General features: G+C 31.7%; 18 protein-coding genes and 1 tRNA gene. 5 read left to right on the plus strand and 14 right to left on the minus strand.

Translation table 11 applies throughout. The annotated features are described in order from the left end of the window. Positions 1-105: 105 nt before the first annotated feature. On the plus strand, positions 106-1,257 hold the full coding sequence (locus HA144_RS08705; RefSeq protein WP_209043658.1) for a ThiF family adenylyltransferase: 1,152 nt from the start codon (positions 106-108) through the stop codon (positions 1,255-1,257). 15 nt (positions 1,258-1,272) lie between these two features. On the opposite strand, the gene HA144_RS08710 is transcribed toward HA144_RS08705, so the two are convergent. Then, the gene (locus HA144_RS08710) at positions 1,273-2,433 is read right to left on the minus strand and encodes a cob(I)yrinic acid a,c-diamide adenosyltransferase (RefSeq protein WP_209043659.1); all 1,161 of its coding nucleotides are present in this window, start codon (positions 2,431-2,433) and stop codon (positions 1,273-1,275) included. 109 nt (positions 2,434-2,542) lie between these two features. Here HA144_RS08710 and larE point away from each other — a divergent pair, with 109 nt between their 5' ends. Next, on the plus strand, positions 2,543-3,367 hold the full coding sequence (gene larE / locus HA144_RS08715; protein WP_209043660.1) for an ATP-dependent sacrificial sulfur transferase LarE: 825 nt from the start codon (positions 2,543-2,545) through the stop codon (positions 3,365-3,367). Between the two features lie 10 nt (positions 3,368-3,377). On the opposite strand, the gene speD is transcribed toward larE, so the two are convergent. Next, positions 3,378-3,812: an adenosylmethionine decarboxylase gene (gene speD, locus HA144_RS08720; protein ID WP_209043661.1), complete on the minus strand. Its 435-nt coding sequence runs from the start codon at positions 3,810-3,812 to the stop codon at positions 3,378-3,380. 51 nt (positions 3,813-3,863) lie between these two features. Further along, entirely contained in the window at positions 3,864-5,036 is a 1,173-nt protein-coding gene (gene recF / locus HA144_RS08725; protein WP_245152884.1) for a DNA replication/repair protein RecF, read from the minus strand. Between recF and HA144_RS08730 the strand changes: the two genes are divergently transcribed. Further along, positions 5,031-5,104, plus strand: a tRNA-Arg gene (locus tag HA144_RS08730). The genes recF and HA144_RS08730 overlap by 6 nt on opposite strands. Before the next feature lie 11 nt (positions 5,105-5,115). Here the strand turns inward: HA144_RS08730 and HA144_RS08735 are convergent. From HA144_RS08735 to HA144_RS08770, 8 genes are all read right to left on the minus strand, one after another. Continuing rightward, positions 5,116-5,562 carry an N-acetyltransferase gene (locus tag HA144_RS08735; protein WP_209043662.1) on the minus strand — a complete coding sequence of 149 codons (447 nt, stop codon included), beginning with the start codon at positions 5,560-5,562 and terminating at the stop codon, positions 5,116-5,118. Positions 5,563-5,565: 3 nt separating this feature from the next. Next, entirely contained in the window at positions 5,566-8,535 is a 2,970-nt protein-coding gene (gene ppc / locus HA144_RS08740) for a phosphoenolpyruvate carboxylase (RefSeq protein WP_209043663.1), read from the minus strand. A 53-nt stretch (positions 8,536-8,588) separates the two neighbouring features. Then, entirely contained in the window at positions 8,589-9,707 is a 1,119-nt protein-coding gene (gene gshA / locus HA144_RS08745; protein ID WP_209043664.1) for a glutamate--cysteine ligase, read from the minus strand. Beyond that, a complete protein-coding gene (locus tag HA144_RS08750) occupies positions 9,708-11,228 on the minus strand; it encodes an anthranilate synthase component I family protein (RefSeq protein ID WP_209043665.1) in 1,521 nt (506 codons plus the stop codon). A 59-nt stretch (positions 11,229-11,287) separates the two neighbouring features. Then, positions 11,288-11,710: a photosystem I reaction center subunit II PsaD gene (locus tag HA144_RS08755; RefSeq protein WP_209043666.1), complete on the minus strand. Its 423-nt coding sequence runs from the start codon at positions 11,708-11,710 to the stop codon at positions 11,288-11,290. 112 nt (positions 11,711-11,822) lie between these two features. Next, positions 11,823-13,187: a sensor histidine kinase gene (locus HA144_RS08760; protein WP_209043667.1), complete on the minus strand. Its 1,365-nt coding sequence runs from the start codon at positions 13,185-13,187 to the stop codon at positions 11,823-11,825. Next, positions 13,187-14,455 (minus strand): rod shape-determining protein RodA, encoded by a 1,269-nt coding sequence (gene rodA / locus HA144_RS08765; RefSeq protein ID WP_209043668.1) that lies wholly within the window; start codon positions 14,453-14,455, stop codon positions 13,187-13,189. The genes HA144_RS08760 and rodA overlap by 1 nt, the downstream gene beginning before the upstream one ends. Positions 14,456-14,463: 8 nt before the next feature. Further along, complete coding sequence (locus HA144_RS08770; RefSeq protein WP_209043669.1) at positions 14,464-15,534, minus strand: Mrp/NBP35 family ATP-binding protein; 1,071 nt, start codon at positions 15,532-15,534, stop codon at positions 14,464-14,466. A gap of 158 nt (positions 15,535-15,692) precedes the next feature. On the opposite strand from HA144_RS08770, the gene hemF reads away from it, so the two are divergent. Then, on the plus strand, positions 15,693-16,721 hold the full coding sequence (gene hemF, locus HA144_RS08775) for an oxygen-dependent coproporphyrinogen oxidase (RefSeq protein ID WP_209043670.1): 1,029 nt from the start codon (positions 15,693-15,695) through the stop codon (positions 16,719-16,721). Positions 16,722-16,749: 28 nt separating this feature from the next. On the opposite strand, the gene HA144_RS08780 is transcribed toward hemF, so the two are convergent. Beyond that, positions 16,750-17,307 carry a cofactor assembly of complex C subunit B gene (locus tag HA144_RS08780; RefSeq protein ID WP_209043671.1) on the minus strand — a complete coding sequence of 186 codons (558 nt, stop codon included), beginning with the start codon at positions 17,305-17,307 and terminating at the stop codon, positions 16,750-16,752. 164 nt (positions 17,308-17,471) lie between these two features. Between HA144_RS08780 and HA144_RS08785 the strand changes: the two genes are divergently transcribed. Continuing rightward, complete coding sequence (locus HA144_RS08785; protein WP_209043672.1) at positions 17,472-18,107, plus strand: ribonuclease H-like domain-containing protein; 636 nt, start codon at positions 17,472-17,474, stop codon at positions 18,105-18,107. 3 nt (positions 18,108-18,110) lie between these two features. On the opposite strand, the gene HA144_RS08790 is transcribed toward HA144_RS08785, so the two are convergent. Both HA144_RS08790 and HA144_RS08795 read right to left on the minus strand, forming a co-directional pair. Beyond that, on the minus strand, positions 18,111-18,377 hold the full coding sequence (locus tag HA144_RS08790) for a hypothetical protein (RefSeq protein ID WP_025972613.1): 267 nt from the start codon (positions 18,375-18,377) through the stop codon (positions 18,111-18,113). Positions 18,378-18,412: 35 nt separating this feature from the next. Next, positions 18,413-19,642: a lipid-A-disaccharide synthase-related protein gene (locus HA144_RS08795; protein WP_348535051.1), complete on the minus strand. Its 1,230-nt coding sequence runs from the start codon at positions 19,640-19,642 to the stop codon at positions 18,413-18,415. Positions 19,643-19,650 lie beyond the last annotated feature (8 nt).

Here is a 19,650-nt window from a genome sequence, read left to right on the forward strand (position 1 = left end):
TTCTTATAACAAAAACATTAAAAATCCCAAAAATAGCAAACCTTAAAAAGGTGAAATTATTAATTTTAATTATCATATCTTCATAAGATTATTTCGAAATTAAAAATGACATTCTCAAAAAATATCAAATTTAATTTCTTAAACACAGATGAACAAGAAAGATATCAAAAACATTTAACACTAAAAGACATAGGTTATGAGGGTCAACTAGAACTGAAAAACTGCTCAGTATTATGTATAGGAGCAGGCGGTCTTGGTTCTTCTGTTTTGCTTTATCTAGCGGCAACAGGAATTGGAAAAATTGGAATAGTAGATAACGATTACGTTGAGAAGTCTAATCTCCAAAGACAGATTATTCATGAAACGAATACTATTGGCAATCTTAAAATTGAATCTGCGCAAGAAAGAATAAAAAAATTAAATCCTAATTCTGAGGTATTAACTTATGAGGAGCGAATTAATCCTGAAAATGCTCTAAAAATAATTCGAAAATTTGATATTATTTGTGACTGCTCAGATAACTTTGGCACTAGATATTTGATAAATGATGCATGCTTGATACTAAAAAAGCCTCTCGTGTTTGGAAGTGTACAAGGCTTTGAAGGGCAAGTGAGTGTTTTTAACTTATATAAAAATAGTCCAAATTTAAGAGACCTGCTTCCAGAATCCCCTGTAAAAAATGCTATCCCTAGTTGTTCAGAATACGGGGTTTTGGGGATTTCTACAGGTTTGATAGGGATTTTTCAAGTAAATGAGATTATCAAAATCATTTTAAAAAAAGGTGAAATCTTAGATGGGAAAATTCTGGTTTTTGATCTATTGAATATGAATATGAAAAAATTACATCTAAAAAGTGCTCAAGTAAATAAACGAATAAAAGATCTTTCTCAGTTTGCGGACTTTTATAATGACGATGAATGTTCTGAGAAAAATAGTGAAATCAAAAGAATCGATGCTAATGATTTTAATAGCTTATACAAAACAAAACCCAACAAAATTCTTTTAATTGATGTCAGGGAAAATGAAGAATTTTCCACTTCTGCAATAGAAGGTTCAATATCAATTCCACTAAGTCATTTGCAACAAGAGTCTGACTTAAAATTTATTCAAAAAGAAAGTTTAATCAAAGAGATTTTCACCATATGTAAATCGGGCAAACGTTCTGAAAAAGCTTCAAAGATATTGTCTAAATTCAAAATTCAATCGAGATCAATTGTGGGTGGTATTGAAAAGGTAAAAAAAATATTAAGCAATTAATACTTTAAAGATTTTTTAATAATCTACTCCTCTTTTTAAATCAACTCCAACATTTGCGTAATGCTTATGACAAACCATTTCAGAGTAAACATCGGCAAGTTCAAAGTATGAAGGTTCATTTTTACATCTCCCAGTAATAACAACTTCTGTATCTGTTGGTTTTTTTAAGAGCGTTTGATGTATAGATTCTACAGGTAGCAGTTCTAAATCAACAGTTGGGTTCAATTCATCCAAAATAATTGTCTTATACAAACCGCTCAAAATTGCAGCTTTTGCTATTTCCCATGCTCTTTCAGCCTCAACGTAATCAATTGGTTGTTGCTGACCTCTCCATACAATCGCATCTCTCCCTGATCGCAAATGATCTACCAAATGCGGATAACTTTCTCTCAAAGCTTCAATAGCAGCATCTTCGGTATATCCATTACCACCTTTTAACCACTGTAATATTAAAACTCTATGACTTTTATCTTGAGATATTCCTTTACCAATAGCTTGAAGAGCCTTACCAAGTGCACTTGTAGATTTACCTTTTCCTTCACCTGTATAAATCTCAATTCCACCAGTATTATGATTTTTTGCAGTTAACTTTGATAAGTCTCCTCCTAAACGTGATCTCATTTCAGAATGTAGTTGAGATATTCTTACCAAAGAGGGAGGGGCTGCCCTTCCGGTGATAATTATCTCCAAGCCATCAGGACGATTATGAAGAGAATCAACTACTTCCTTAATATCAAGCATTCCTAAATCAAGAACCGGATTCAACTCATCTAGTACAACTACAGAATAAAGAGAACTAGCAATAGCTCCTTTAGCAATATTCCAACCTCTTTCAGCCTCGCTAATATCAAATTTTGTCACCTGGTCAGCAGTAAAGAATTCCGATCTTCCTGTCCTTACATGGTCAATTAAGTGTGGGAAGCCTCTTTGCAAGGCCTCTATAGCCGAATCCTCATCATATGGCCTCTCAGGGCCCTTCAAAAATCTGAGAAGTAAGACTCTTGACTGTCTTTTTTCGCATATACCTAATCCTATCGTCCTTAGCACAACACCCAAAGCCGCCTGACTTTTACCCTTACCCTCCCCATCATAAATATGTAATTGACCTTTTGATCTCTCTTGGCTGTCACTAGCTGTAACAATTCCAATTCCTCTATTTCTACTTGTATTTGTCAATTGAACAAAGTGAATAGCATTAATCTAAGATATAGTTAAGAATATTATTAAAAATTTAATAATAAATTCAACCTGATTCATAGATAATTTGAATTCTAAAGTAATTAGCATGTTCAATCAACTAGAAATTCTCACTGATGAACAAAGTGAAAAGCTTTATAGAATTAGAAGTTTCATTCAAAGTCTTAATAGTGTTTGTATTGCTTATTCAGGTGGGGTCGACAGTACATTAGTAGCATCAATAGCATTTGAGCAATTAGGCAGCAAAGCAATAGCGATTACTGGAGTTTCTCCTGCATTGGCCAATACACTTCGCGAAGAAGCAAGAAGTCAGGCTAAGTGGATTGGGGTGAAGCATTTAGAAATTAAAACATCGGAATTAGACCAAGCAAGTTACAGCGACAATCCCAAAGATAGGTGCTTTGCATGTAAAAAAGAGCTTCACAAACATACAAACTACTTTTCTAAAAAACTTAATTACAAAGTTGTTTTAGACGGAGTGAATCTTGATGATCTTCAAGATTACAGGCCAGGTATCCAAGCTGCAAAAAAAGCAGGCGTTATCTCTCCCCTTGCACAATTTAAATTCTCAAAACAAGATATTCGAGACATATCAAGAGCATTAGGTTTCCCTTGGTGGGATAAGCCTGCTCAACCTTGCTTGTCATCAAGATTTCCATATGGCGATGCAATAACCAGTGAGAGGCTTAAAATGGTTGAGAAAGCAGAAGAATATCTCAAAGATGGTGGCTTGTCAGAGGTTAGGGTTAGATGCCAAGGGTTAACGGCTAGAATAGAAATTCCCAAAAAAGAATTTAAGCATTTTCTTAAAAATTATAATTTTAGTGATATAGTTCAATATTTTTCTAATTTAGGATTTAATTGCACTAGCTTGGATCTTGAAGGACTGATAAGCGGAAAATTAAATCGATAATTTTTGCAGGTTAAACAATTGTTCTCATCTGTTTAAGAACTGCTGCAGGTGGATTTCGCTCAATGACACGTAAAGAATGTTCTTCAGCTTTTAAAGCTTCAATTAAATATTTACTTGCAAGCTCTGGCAACATATTTTGACCACATGTAAAGATATCAACTGCAGAATAATTAGATTCAGGCCAAGTATGTATTGAAATATGGGATTCAGCAAGCAATGCAATTGCTGTAACCCCTTGAGGTTCAAATTTATTGCTCATCAAATTCAAAACTGTTGCTCTTGCAAATTTTGCAGCTCTAGTTAATGTACATCGCAAAAAGGATTCATCATTTAATTTTTCGTAATCGCATCTATAAAGTTCCAATAAAAGGTGTTTGCTTTGATGCCTGAATTTTTGGTCATTATTAAACGAACTTAAAATTTGGTTTTTTTTAGGGACTGCCATCAAAAAAGTTTATATAAATACAAGATTAGCCAAAAATGGATACTTTTAGAATTATAAGTAAATCATTTGTGAAGAGCCTAAAAAAGACTGATTAAATTTATCTAGATGTGTCGCACTTATAAAACATTGGCTATCTTTTCCAACAGAATTTAACAACAAATTTTGTCTTGTTATATCTAGTTCCGCTAAAACGTCATCCAATATAAATATTGGAGGGACATTGAATGTTTTATTTAATAAATCTAGTTCAGCCATTTTTAAAGCTAAAATAAAAGTTCTTTGCTGACCTGATGAACCATATTTTCTAACTGAAACATTATTAATTAGAAACTCAATATCATCACGATGAGGTCCAAAATTACATTTACCAGTCAATGCTTCTAATGAACGCTGCTTTAATAGTTGTTCTGCTATTTTCTTACTAATAACTTCCTCTTCTTCTTCTTCTGGAATTATATTTTGTATCCCTGAAAGATAATTAATACCTATTTGCTCTTTAGCTTTACTTAAGTGATTATGCCAATATTCAACATATGGTTTTATTTTTAATAAAGCCCTTCTTCTACGCCTAAAAATTCTTGTACTTATAATTGACATTTGAATATCAAAGGTTTCAACAACTTCTGAGGATTGGTTCTTCAGGAAACTTTCTGAACGCCAGAAATGACTTCTTTGCTTTAAAAGTCTGTTAAATCTACTTATCAATTCTGAATATACTGGCTCAAGCTGAGATACAACTTTATCAATCCATGTTCTTCGATAACTTGGTTCACACCGAACAATATCAATATCATTAGAACAAAAACATACACTTCGAATATAGTTCTTTATTTCACTCTGCTTTTTTAAGATTGATTCATTAACGTAAATTTTTTTAGAGCCTTTTCGAAATAAATTTAACTTTAAATCATCTCTAAAATCAACCTGTCCAATAACAACAGCCATATCACTATCATTTTCTATTAAGTCTTTATCACTTAAGGCTCTATTAGATTTTAATTGACTTAAAAATTCAATTGATTCAAGTAAATTTGACTTACCAATTCCGTTACAACCTAGAACAATAGCTCTTTGCTCTTTAAGGTCAATTTCAAAACTTTTATGGTTCCGAAAATTTTGAATTTTTAGTTTATTTAAAAAAATTTTTTTTGTGCATTCATTAATTAAATTAGCTAAGTTTAAAATATTTAGATTTTCTTTAAAGAAATTGTAAATTAAGGGCATGTAGCTCAGTTGGATAGAGCATCAGATTCCGGTTCTGAGAGTCGGGGGTTCGAATCCCTCCATGCTCGTAAAATGATTTTTAAAGCTTATATCCCATCACTCTTATTCCGTTTGGATCCAATATGAATCCACTTTCTTCTAAACTCTTAAATGAAGATTCTGGAGCTTGTACAGAAATACTGCATCCTGGCATTTCTCGATTTATTTTCTCAAGAGTTAAATTTATCAACATTGAATAGTAAAGTTGCTGATTAATTCCTGGTACTGCACTTAAATTCCATAAGTTTGCATTAAGTCCTCTGTCTGATGTAACCCTTACAAAACCATATAGTTTATTTTTAAATTCATTCTGTATGGTAAAAAAGAAATTACTTTGCTGAATAGCCTTAGAAAGAGATTTAATTGGGAATGTCTCACAACCACAATTTGATAAAAGCTTGTTAACTTCTTTAGCTAATGGGATCTGAGAAGAGTTAACAAAATAACCTTCTGGGAGAATAAGTTTTTTTTTAGAGAAATATTGCAATGATCAACCTGTATTTCTCATTCCAGCTGCTATTCCATTAATTGTTAAAAGTGCACCTCTCAATAATTCACTTCTACTATAAGCTCTTCTAGATTCATCTTTATCAATAAGAAATTCGCTAATAGGGGGTTGTCTTGTTTGATCTCTAAGTCTTCTTAAAAGTGAAACTTGCAAAAATCCCAATGGAATAATTGTCTTATTTCTCAAGCTAACTGATGATTTTAAGTCTCTATCAGATTCGAGGAGTTTATTTTTACCAGTAATTTCAAGTATTAAAGATTTCGTAAGATTATATTCTTTAGAAATTACTTCAAAAATAAGATCAAAAGAATCTTTATTTTCTTCACTACCAAGGGTATCAACGTAATATTTAGCGACTTCCAAATCAACCTTAGATAATGTCATTTCCACCTTAGATATAAGCATTCTGAAAAATGGCCATCTTTGATGCAGAACTCTTAACAATTCAATTTGTTTCGGGTCGGAATTCAATTCAGATGATAATGCTGTCCCTACTCCAAACCAACTGGGCAAAAGAAATCTACTTTGTGTCCAACCGAATACCCATGGAATAGCTCTTAAACTGGATAAATCCTTTGCACCCTTTTTTCTTCTAGCAGGCCTGCTAGAAATCTGTAATTTACTTATTTCTTCTATTGGAGTTACCTCTTGGAAAAAATTCAACAAATCAGGATTTTCATGAACTAATTTTCTATAATGAGACCTTGATGTTTCTGCGAGCCTAGACATTAATTGATTCCATTCAGGAGTAGCATCGAGTCTATTATTTACTAAACTATTTTGAATAACAGCTGTAGTAACAGTTTCTAAATTGTATAAAGCTAGTTCTGGCAGACTATATTTTGAAGCTAAAACTTCACCTTGTTCTGTTATTTTTATTCTCCCTTTTAAGGTTCCGCTTGGTTGAGCCAATATTGCCTGATAGGCTGGTCCTCCCCCTCTTCCTACAGAACCGCCTCTTCCATGAAAAAGTCTTAGCAATATATTATTTTTACTTGCAAGATTTTGAAGAGCTATTTGAGCTCTATGAATTTCCCAATTACTAGAAACAAACCCTGAATCTTTATTACTATCAGAATATCCAAGCATTAATTCTTGAAGAGGTTTAAAAGATTCTCCAACTTTTGGCAATAACGATTTGTAAAAATCTAATTTAAACAACTTTTCCATTACTTCCGGGGCTCGTTTAAGGTCTTCAACAGTCTCAAAAAGAGGGACAACTAATAATTTTGACTTTTGTGAATTCTTATCAAGAAGTCCCATTTCTTTTGCGAGTAGGAGAACTTCAAGCAAATCAGATGCACTATGACTCATTGAAATTACGTAAGAATGGCAGATACGACTACCAAATTCTTGCTGCAATCTCTTAACCATTTTAAAAACTGAAAAAGTTTCTTCAGTAGCTTGAGTCCAGTTAACATCAGATGAAATTAAAGGTCTTTTTGTATTTAATTCATCTACAAGCCATTTAATTTTCTCTTCCTCAGACATTTGATCATATTGCACAGATAAATCAAGATAATTTGTAAGTTCTTGTAAAGCATCACTATGCTTTGTACTTTCTTGACGAATATCTAAACTTGCCAAAGAAAATCCGAAAATATGAACCTGAGTAAGTAAGGTGTTTACCGCCTCACAAGTTAAATCTGTACTAATCAGGCTATTTTTGATCAGTTCGAGATCATAAGTAAATTCGTTTACTGATTTGTAATATAAGTTTTCAACTTGATCTATATTTTTAGTTTCTATTTCTCCCTCTAAGTCAAGTTTCCACCCACTTTTAGCTAATAAATTATTCCTTTCTTGTGTTAGTCTGAGTTTTTCTAAAATATAACTTAATTTCAATCTGTAAGGTTCTGATCTGTATCTTGTCGCCCTGGCTTCATAGATTTCTGGGAACTTAACCCTATCTGTTTCTAATGATTCTAATAAAGAAGAACTTACTTGACTCCATTGCATTGAGACACTTAATTGATCTCTAAGATTAGATGTTGCCATAATATATCTTTCCAACATCAACTGCCTTTGGTAGCAAGCAGTACGCCATGTTATGTCAGGAGTTACTGATGGATTACCATCCCTATCGGAGCCGACCCAAGAACCGAAATTACAAAAAGATTCAGAGGGCATCTGAACATCAGGATAGTTTTCGATGAGTGCTTCAGCAATTCTGCCTCTCAATTGAGGCATCGCATTAAATAAAACCTGCTGAAAATAATGCAAGGCATAATCTACTTCGTCCAGAACTGAAGGTTTAAATTGATGCAATTCATCTGTTCTCCACCAAAGTCTCACTTCCTCTTTTAATTGAGTTTTTAAAGAATTTTTTTCTTCTTTTGTTAAAAATTGCTCAACCTGTATTTTTTTTAACAAATTTGCGACTCTAGTTTGCTTATGTCTAATCGTATGTCTTACTATCTCTGTCGGGTGTGCAGTAAAAACTAAACGAATATCCATTTCCTGCAATAGAGCCTCTAATTTCCCTGGAGGTACATTTAATTTCCTTAACCTATAAAATAATTCTCTAAAAGTGACAGGAGCATTTTGTCTTGCCAATGCTGGGGCAAAAGGATCAAGATTATCGGGAGATTTTTGAACATTTTTATTGGTAAAGCTTTGAATATATCTATCTTCCTCCACTCTTTGTTCCAAAATATTTACTAGTTGAAAATATAACGAGAACGCCCTTGCGGCAGCTATGGATTCAGCTAAATCCATAGAATTTACGATATCAACTATTTCACTTTTAGAAGTTTTTGAACTATCACCATCAATTTGTTTTGAATAACTCAATTCTTTAAGCTGTATCAATCTCTCTGCTTGATCATCTGGGCATTCTTCTCTGAGAACAGATTCCCATAGATCCTCTATTAAAAGGCGACTTTTATCAAGTGAATCATTATTACTAATCAGATCCACTCTATTATTTTTTATCTGTTGAAAAGATTCCATATAATCATTATGTCACAAGTGAAAATGTTAAGATCAAATATTTATTTAAATAATCAAAAATTTTCGTCTTCACTCTTAATCATATCTTCGATAGAAATTTTCATTATCTGCTCAATAGAGAGACCTCCTTTATATTGGTTTATCCATTTCATAGATTGATTACCCTCTTCGAGCACTTTATGGATGGGTTTCAAAAGATGTTTCATATTAAATTTTTCTGCAGTAGATGATAAATCTGATAATAATTGTTGAATCCATTCTCTACAAATAACTTTTTTGCCATCTTGCCAGTGTAGTAACTCTGAATTCAAACTATCTTTAGCAGCATTCATTTCATTTTGATCACATATTTCTGATAATTGATCAATAGAAAAAATACTCGCAGTCAAAGGATCTAAAGTATTTATATTTTCAAAAAGATTTAAAATTCTTAGTTCTAGCATAGCTGTTATCCCTAATAGCAAATTGATATCATGAACAAAATCACAAATTCTTAATTCCAAACGATCGAGAATTAAAGGCCTTTGGGGACCATTTGGTCGGATTGAAGACCAAAAATGTCTAATATTCTGCATATTTTTATTATCTATATTTTCCTCGATCCAATCTACGTAGTTATTGTGATTTACAAAAAGGGGGACTTTACGTGGTGTTTTGGGAAATTGAATCCATCTCTGTGAGTGATTTTCCGTAATTTTATTATTTAAAAAAGGAGAGCTAGCACTTATCGATAGATATAAAGCAGCCTCAGATCTTATTAATCTTATAGCAGCAAAAAGCTTATCTAAGTCATCTATTCCTATATTTATATGAACACTTGAAGTTGCAATAGAAATTCCATAATTATCTTCTATAAATTGATGATACTCATTATCAATATCAGATCTTTGAAATTGATTATCGTGTTTAAAACAAAGAGTGGATGAAGGAATAATTGTTAACCCTTTACCATTTAGCCATTGCCTTAATTTTTTTCTAGGAGTTATTAATTTCTCGTGTAAAAACTTATATTCTTTTTCTGGTGTTGTTATGTATTCAACATTTCTGCTATCTGGCTCTTTCACAAAATTAGAAAATTTTGCTTCGATATCGGCTGAAACACCAATATGTGAATTTAAAGAACCTGTGAAAAGTTCTACCTCAAAACCTTTACAAAGATTATTTTGACTCATTTATTTATCCAGACAGGCTAATGCTTTTAATATCCCCTTTGCTTTATTTATCGTCTCTTGATATTCATTTTCAGGAGAAGAATCAGCAACTATTCCAGCTCCTGCCTGAACTGAAACATCATATTTCCCATCTTTTGTGGGCCTAACTATCATTGTTCTTATAGTAATTGCGGTATTTAATGCACCGTTAATATCAATAGATCCGTAAACACCTGCATATGGGCCCCTAGCATCTTTTTCAAAGTGATTAATCAATTGCATAGCTCTTATTTTTGGCGCACCAGTTACTGTCCCAGCGGGGAAAGATGCTTTTAGTAAATCCCATACATCAGCACTGTTTTTTAAGATTCCCTCAACTTCACTAACTATATGCATAACATGTGAATATTTCTCAATAACCATTAAATCTTTAACCTTCACAGTACCAATTTCACAAACTCTTCCAAGATCATTTCTCCCAAGATCAATAAGCATTACATGCTCAGCTATCTCTTTCGGATCTTTTAATAAATCCTTTTCTAATTCTATGTCTTGTTGATTATCAATACCTCTAGGTCTTGTTCCAGCTATTGGTCTTAAACTTGCAACAATTTGACTATATTTATTTTTTTCAGCTTTAACCATTACTTCAGGACTTGAGCCTATCAGATACCATGAGCCAAAATCAAAAAATGACATGTATGGAGATGGATTAACCATCCTCAAACTTCTATACAAATTAAAGGGATCGTTATTTACTTTAGTTTGGAATCTTTGACTTATAACTATTTGGAAAATATCTCCTTTTCTTATAAATTCTTTTGCAGAGAGAACTGCATCCTCAAAATCTTTTTTCTTCCAATTACTTTCAAGATTTAAGTTCATATTATCATTTTCATTCCAATCTAAAAACTCATTTTCTTTTAGAGGGACTCTCATTAAATTTCTAGTTTCCTGAATTTTAGAAATTGAGTTTTGATACACCTCTTCAATAGAAGAATCTTTAGAAGAAGTTGTATCTGCATAAACAACTGCAGTAATACATCTTTTTATTTGATCAAAAACAACTAACTGATCAAAAAACATCCAAGAGCCATAAGGAATATTGTTTTCTGACATTTCATTAATTGGAACACTTGGTTCTATTCGATTGATTAGTTCATATCCCCAAGAGCCATATAATTGTCCAATTGATGGTAAGTTATCAAGCATGGTTGACTTATATTCTTTTGTCCAAGTTCTTAAAATATCAAAAGGATCTCCTTTATAAATTTCAGTTTTTCCATTATTCCAAGTTTTCACTATTTCTTCGCCGTTACAAACCGCTTCCCAGAGAGGTTTAGTAGCCACAATACTCCATCTACCCAAACTTTCCCCACCTTCTACAGACTCAAGGAAAACACCATGAGAATCTTGCGAGGATAATTTTAACCAAGTTGATAATGGGGTTTCTAAATCAGCAGGCCAAGTTTGAGTGATAGGTATAAAATTTTTACCTTCTTTGTAAGCTTTAAAAAAACTATCTTTCTGAGAGCTGATCATACTTATAATGTCAACCCAAATTATAAATAAATTCTTTTTTTATATCAACTTTAAAGAAGTTAATCAAAAGTATTCTTAGTTGTGAATTTCAACCCAGCTGGATTAGGATTCTCACCTATTCTTCTTGGGTTATGGCCTACTTTTTCTCTGCCTTCGTTAACTTTCTCAGGAAAGACTCCATCTTTAGGATGTAAAAATTCAATATCTCCACCTGGAAAAATTCTATAGATTTTAAAATCCTCAATTCTTGGTTTAAAAGCTCGTAATTGTGTTCCCAAAGCGAGGCATTGTTCTTTTCTTGCAAAGTACATTAAATTATCACCTTCATGCATGATAGCGGCACCGCCTGTAGGCAATTCAAATGCTTGTTCTTTCGTACTTTTCCATACAATTGCATATTTTTCTTCAGTTTCTGCTGAGTTTAATAAACCACCAGTACTTCCTATATGCTTTGGAAATTGACCAACTAAAGTTTCAGTCATCCTAGATTTTGAGTTATTTATAATAAGAAATTAGCATTCATATTTTACAAATTTCATAATTAATGGAAAAGTTTCTACATTATTTAATAAAAGTAAAATTTATTGCTTTATTTTAATTTGAATCTGAAATGGGAAAAAATACTGTCAAACCGGCATCACGCCTTTGTGTGACATGTCCTCCTAAACTAGCTAACAACTTTTGAGTAGCGTTCTGACTTAGTTGTAGGCTACCGGTTTGAGGATTCCAATTTAAAACAGGTCCCAAATCAGACCCATTATCTATTTTTGGTATTTCTTTATTCTTACTATTTAATTTCTGTACTTTTAGTTGAAGTTTCAGTTTTTGACCTGCCGGTCTTAATTCTAAAATCAATGTACTACCCTCATGTAACCCTCTAGTATTTTTATCAATTAATCCCCTTAACATTAATTCTAATTTTTCAGAATCACTCAAAATTTGAGGGAGTTGACTGGGAATGTCTATCTTTAAAGATATTCCACGTCGGTTTAATTGTTTATTCCATAGAGGAGAAAGTTTATTAAAAATTTCAGCTAAGTTGATTTTTGCCAAGTTATTTGATGAAGGACTTTCGTTACTGACTAATTCTGCCGCATTAAAGATTAAACCGAATCTATCTATTTGTTCATTGCATTCATTATCTATTTGAATTAAACGATTTCTCATGGATTCATCCATATTATATTTTTTCAAAGTAGAACTTATTAGGGTTCTAATAGTGGCTAAAGGAGTCCTTACTTCGTGAGAAATTGCTCGTAACAATTTTGCTTCAGTTATTTTCTCATTTTGTTCATCATTTTTTAAATAATTTTGTATGTTGTGGTTTGGCCCCAACTTTGCTAATTTTGCTGATAATGTAGGCCAAAAAATTTTTTCAAATTGATTATTAATATTAAGCATGCCCAAATTATTAATTGCTTGACGAAATTTAACCCCTTCATCATAATTTTCTTGATTTAATTTCGCATGTATTAATTCAATTGAAATTTTTAAGCTTTCTTCATCACATTTCATTAATAGGATTTTCTTATCTTTTTCGCCTATTATTGATAAGATACATTGAAAATTTGGTGTAATAATCATTAAAAATGGTTCATAACCATCTTTTTGACTAAGATTTAAGACTTTATAATTACTAATAAAATTTAAATCATTTTTTATTTTAGCTGAATGATTAACTGGTAAAAAACCTGCATTCTCTTTTTGAAAGTATGGGAACCCCTCCGGAGACCACAACCAGCCATTAAGTTTTTTAAAAAATTTTTTATCGTTAAGAGCAGGCAAAGGAGATGCGACCCAAATACCTCCCTGCTGGCAATTCTGAGAGAGAAAATCTTTTTGAATAACTTCTAAAGAGGCCCACCACATTCTTCTAGAGGTATCATCATCAACATGTATTGTTTGAACTCCTTTAATCAAGAGGTCTTGAATCTTTTTTATCGTTATTTTTGATTCCATTAAATTCTGAGTTTTCTTGAACGTTTCAATATAGATAAGACAAATCCAATAGATATAAAATTAATCACTAATGCCGTTCTACCGTAACTCATAAAAGGGAGGGGAATTCCAGTAACTGGTCCTAATCCAATAGTCATAAATAAGTTTATTATTATTTGAAATAAAAAAGTTGCGGCGATTCCAATTACGATTAGAGATTCAAAGTTTGTCCTAGCAATTTTTGCAGTATCAATAAGTTTCTTAATCAAAAAGAAGAACATAAATAAAACTATCATGCATCCTACAAAGCCCAACTCTTCGCCTAAAGCGCTGAATATAAAATCAGTATGTTGTTCTGGTATGAATTGCAAATTAGTTAGTTTACCTTGTAACAAACCAGTACCCCAAAGACCACCAGAACCAATTGCAATTTGACTCTGAATCAAATGATATCCGCCACCTAATGGATCTCTATTTGGATCTAAAAACAAAACTAATCTATCTTTTTGATAATCTTTTAAGCCATATTGCCATAATATTGGTGTCAATTTTGCAACTAATAAATGAAACGAAATAGAGAGAGCAGAAAAAATAATTTTATTTTTCGAAGATCTATAAGCAAGATATCCCATAAACGGAATCCAGAAAATAAGAAGAGTTGGTGAGGTTAAATATAATATTGAAGTAACAATACAAAAGATTAATATCAAAATCCACTCTATAGGCATTTGAGACCAATAGAGCATCACACCTGTCAAAACTAATAAAACTAAAGAGGTGCCTAAGTCGGGTTGAAAAAAAATTAATAACCATGGAACAATAACTACTAAAAAGGGCAATACTAAGTCTTTTATTGTTAAGATTATTTTTCTGTCAAGCACTAAAGCAAGAGTTAATACAGTACTTAATTTTGCGACTTCTGAAGGCTGAAAAGAAAAGATGCCCAAGTTTAGCCACCTTTGAGCACCGGAAACTGAGATCCCAAAAAAATAAATTAGAAATAAGGATATTAAAGTACAAAAATATAATGGGATCAAATACTTTCTAATTCTCTCTAACGGTATATAAGAAATAAAAAATGCCAAAAAATAACCTAAAAAACCAGTTAAGATATGACTCAAATAATTCGATACTAAAAATTCACCTTGAATACTTTTAATTAAAAAACCCGAAATAACAACGAAAAAAAGGGGAATTAAAAGTAGTGGAGAAAATAAGTATCCTCTATTAAAACTGTCTTTTTTTTGTAAAGATCCTCTCTTATTTAATAAAGAAATTCTCCTAAACATCAATTCAATTATCTATAAACAAAATGATTTTTAATCAATTGTGCTAAATTATTAAATTCAATAGAACTTTCTTTCTTTGGCTGGCTAATTGAGATTGGTATTCCTTTATTGCTTTCATCAACAACAGGAATTTCAATAGGTATTTGGGCTAATAATGGTAAGTCATTTTCTTTCGCTAATGTTTGTCCACCACCTTTACCAAAAATTTCATATTTTTTACTTGGCATATCTGGCGGAATAAATACTGACATATTTTCTACAATTCCTAATAATGGTACGCCAAGTTGTTTAAACATTGCTAATCCCCTCCTTGCATCTTGCAAAGATACTTGTTGTGGAGTTGTTACAACAATAGCTCCAGAAATAGGCACAGATTGCGAAAGGGATATTTGAGCATCTCCTGTTCCTGGAGGCAAGTCAATAACCAAAAAATCAAGATTATTCCATTCAACTTGATATAGAAATTGACGGATAATACTATTTAGCATTGGTCCTCTCCATATAACTGGCTGACCTTCTTCAATGAGGAAACCCATTGATACTAATGAAATTCCATATTTATTTATAGGTATTAATCTTTGATCAGTACCACTACCTTCTGTAACCTTTGGATTCTGTTCGGCGACTCCCATCATTAAAGGAGTATTAGGTCCATAAATATCCGCATCCAGTAAACCAGTTTTTAAGCCTAATTTAGCTAATGAACAAGCAAGATTAACTGCAATTGTACTTTTCCCAACTCCACCTTTACCACTGCTAACAGCAATGATATGTCTTATGCCATCAATCCTCTGCAATTCAGAACCATTACTTTCGGTTTTAGATTCTGTTTTGGAAAGATTATTATCTATCTCTATTTGAACATCTTCAATATCTTCAAAATCTAGTAATATTTTACGAACCTCTTGTACGATTCTATCTCTCTGAGAATTTGCAAATGATGGTAATGATAGTGTTACGATTACTCTTGGTATAGTTACTCTTACGTTTTTAATCCAAGCTAATTCAATTACATTTTTCTTTGATCCAGCATCTAGAACTTTTTGTAAAGCAAAATTCGCATCTTCTATTGTGGTCATTAAATTTTTAAATATTTTGGCAAGGTAGTCGACTGTTTAAAAGATTAAGAACTATGTCGAACTATCAAATAATAGTAAATAAGGACCCCCTAAGAGAAATTATAAAGGGAAACTTATAATTAACCAAAAATTTTTTTTCTTCAAGATTTACTAAATACATGTTCAAAGAACCTCCTAAAAGCTCGAGAGAAAAAACTAAAAATCTCTTATTAACTCTACAAGACAAAATTTGTACGGGCCTTGAAAATATAGATGGCAAAGGAAAATTTATCGAAGAGTCTTGGCTAAGAGACGAAGGTGGTGGTGGAAGATCAAGAGTATTAAAAAACGGTTCAATTTTTGAGCAAGCAGGAGTAAATTTTTCTGAAGTATATGGGAAAGAGTTGCCTCAATCAATAATCTCTCAGAGGCCCGAAGCTAAAGGTCATGAATGGTTTGCTACAGGTACTTCTATGGTATTGCATCCTAAGAATCCCTATATTCCTACAGTTCATCTAAATTATCGTTATTTCGAAGCTGGTCCTGTTTGGTGGTTTGGTGGAGGTGCAGACTTAACCCCTTTTTATCCTTATCTTTCTGATGTGAGGAATTTTCATAAAGAGCATAAAAAAGCTTGTGAGAAAGTTGATAAAGATTTGCATAAAGTTTTCAAACCATGGTGTGATGAATATTTTTTCTTGAAGCATAGAAATGAATCTAGAGGCATAGGAGGTATTTTTTATGATTATCAAGATGGTTCAGGCAATATCTATAGAGGAAATAATCAAAATGGAGAGGCATCAAAAGCTTCAGAAAATATTGGCAAAACTAATTTAAACTGGGATAATTTATTTTCTTTAGCGGAAAACTGTGGGCAAGCATTCCTACCCTCTTATCTACCAATTGTTGAACACAGAGCTTCTCAAAAATATACTTCTCATGAAAGAGAATTCCAGTTATATCGAAGAGGTAGATATGTCGAATTCAATTTAGTTTGGGATAGAGGGACGATTTTTGGACTACAAACAAATGGTAGAACTGAATCTATATTAATGTCCTTACCGCCTTTAGCTAGATGGGAATATGGATATAAACCTAAAAAGGGTTCTCGAGAGGAGTTTCTCACATCAATTTTTACAAAACCCCAAGATTGGTTAAATGATAAAGAGCTCGAGAAATTCTGTATAGATAATAATATTTTTAATTAAAAATCATCGAATAATTTTTTAAAGTATCTTAAATAGGTGTTTTAAATAAAGAACCGTCACTTTTCAATTGAAGTTTTTCGCCAAGTTCATTTTCTAAAGAGATTAATTCATCCCTATGAGCTCTTAGTCTCATGAAAGTTGAATCATTTTCGTTTTCGTTGATCAACCTTAATTCAAATTTCTCCTCTCTTGCTGATTTTTTAAAATAAACAATTCCAGACAAAGGGCCACCAATTAATCCCAAAAGAATAGGCCACCAACCTAATTCAGGATATATTTGAATAATTACTAATCCCAAAGCACAAGAACCAAAACCGCCAAGAAAACCTAAAAAAATTGCTAAAAATTTACTAGAAATAACTTGACCCTTGAATATTAAAATTCTTTGTTCAAAATCTCCTCCTGTTTGCTTCCATCCCCTCAAATTAAGCCATTCACATAAACCATTTAAAACCTTAACTGGCTGCTGAGAAGATGAAATCTCAACGATGGTTGTTCTATCTTTACTCGAAGCCTTAAGAAAAAAAAATAATCCTATGGCCAAGAGAATTGTTAGCAATAATGTTGAATTTAAGGAATAGGACATTAAATAAATTTTTTCTAGAAACCCGAGAATAAAAATTAAAGTTACATCATATTATAATTTTTGAGAATTATTCTGTAAAATATTTTTATTAGATGAAAATTCTTAATTAAATAAAATCTTAAGTAATATTCTAAATATTAAATTATTACGGATACTTTTTAAAAATGACTATTGAAAATAAAAATATTGATCTTCTTTATAGCGATTTAACAGCAGATTTATACAATCTTTATAAAAAATCATCCTACCTAGCTATTGACACTGAAGCAATGGGTTTAATTCATGGAAGAGATAGACTCTGTTTAGTACAAATATGCAATGAATTCAAAAAAACATCTTGTATAAAAATCGAACTTAATACTTCTTCTTCGCCTCATTTAAAAGCACTTCTTGAAGATGACAAAATTACTAAAATATTTCACTATGCGAGATTTGATGTAGCAGCTCTAAAATGCAATCTTAAAATTAATACAAAAAATATTTTTTGTACAAAAATTGCTAGTAAGTTGGCAAGAACTTATACAAACAAACACGGTTTAAAGGATTTAATTAATGAATTGTTAGGTATAGAACTGGACAAAAGCTCACAAAGTAGTGACTGGGGTAGCAACGAAGATTTAACAAAAGATCAATTAGATTATGCAGCAAATGATGTTAGATATTTAATTGAAGCTATGCATAAATTAAAGGTTATCTTAGAAAGAGAGAATAGATATGAATTAGCTCAAAAATGTTTCGAAACAGTTTCTGTACATGCTGATTTAGACATACTTAAATTTTCAAATATATTTGAACATTAAAAATCAATCTTCAGTTAAAAAATTATCTTCACCATCAAGAGTTTCCATAAGCTTATCAAGTATTCTTGAAGAACTTAATTTATCTCCATCATTTTTCTCACAAATTTTTAAGACATTTTGCGCAACTTGTATTTTTTCTTGAATAGTTTTCGAACCTTCTTTTGCAATTTGAATTTCTACTTTCTTTTTAGCAGAGGATAAGCTTATACTCATAAGTTTTGCAATCTCTGCACAAATTTTTAGATATTGCCGATCATTTATTGGATACATAAAAGAATTAATAATTAATAAGTTAGTGCCATTTACTAAGATAACAAATTAAGGTTTATCGCATCTACGATTTTCTTACTTGCTCCCGATTCCCCCATTCTTTTTTTTCCAATTTTTGCTTGTTCTAACCTATCAACTTTTCCTTTCAAAAGTAAACTTAAACGTTTTAAAAGAATTTTTTTGTTCTTGCAAACCAACACACTGCCTCCTAATAATCTTGATTGCCTTTTTGCAAATGATTTTGTAAATTGTGGTCCAGGTCCCGGTAGAGAAAGAGATGGAATTCCAAGACCAGCAATTTGCTCTGTAGCAGTTCCTGCATTAGAAAGGCCAACCTCTGCCATATTGGCCCATGAATTGAATTTACCTTTTCCAATCACTACATATTGATCTTTTTTTTTCCATACTGAATCTTCATCAATTAGAAATTTAACTTTACTCTGTTTTATAAAACCATATTTGTTTAAATAACTTTGAATTTGAATCACATTCGCATTAATGCTCAAAGGCAAAAGTATTACCAAATCCTTTGATAAATGAAAATCTTGCAAACAATTCAGAAAATTATCAAGATTCTTGAGAGCTTCAGGGTATCTACTTCCAACTAATAAAATAATCCTTTTAAAAGAAATAATATTTGATATCTTCTCGTTTGTTGCATTAACAAAATCCATCATTGGATTACCCAAGTATTTTGCATCAATATTTTTTCTATTTAAATTATTAGCTGTAATTTTATCTCTCATAATTAAATTTTTACATCTTGGAGATTTCATTAAAAACATTTCCCATAGATCCCATTCAGAACCTTTCAACTTATGATAAAAATCGCTTAAATCCCAACCTGGGCCACTACTCCAAGTATGATCACTTTTGGGAGTTCCAATAAAACTAAATTCGCATTCTGAACTCCAAGCGTAAAGTAATGGCAAGAAATCTCCTACTGCAATAATTTTGCAATTATGTTTTGACTTCTTTCTTACAATTAGAAAATTTCTTAAATTATCGATTAAAAATCCTGCAAACAAATCAAGCACAAATCCCTTCAGACTTTGATTACTAAAACCTCCACTAGGCAGCTCTTTTAAAAATCCTATTTTACGAAAATTCTTTGATTTTATGGAATTAAATACATCTCCATTTCCTACTAACGGTAAAACTTCAATATTTTTATTTTTTATTTTTTTCAGTAATCTTTTTATTATTTCCGATGCTATTACATCTTCTCCATGACCATTGCATATAATTAATAGAGAATGAGACACCTTACTGT

Source organism: Prochlorococcus marinus XMU1404 (genome assembly GCF_017696175.1).
Classification (GTDB): Bacteria; Cyanobacteriota; Cyanobacteriia; order PCC-6307; family Cyanobiaceae; genus Prochlorococcus_A; species Prochlorococcus_A marinus_X.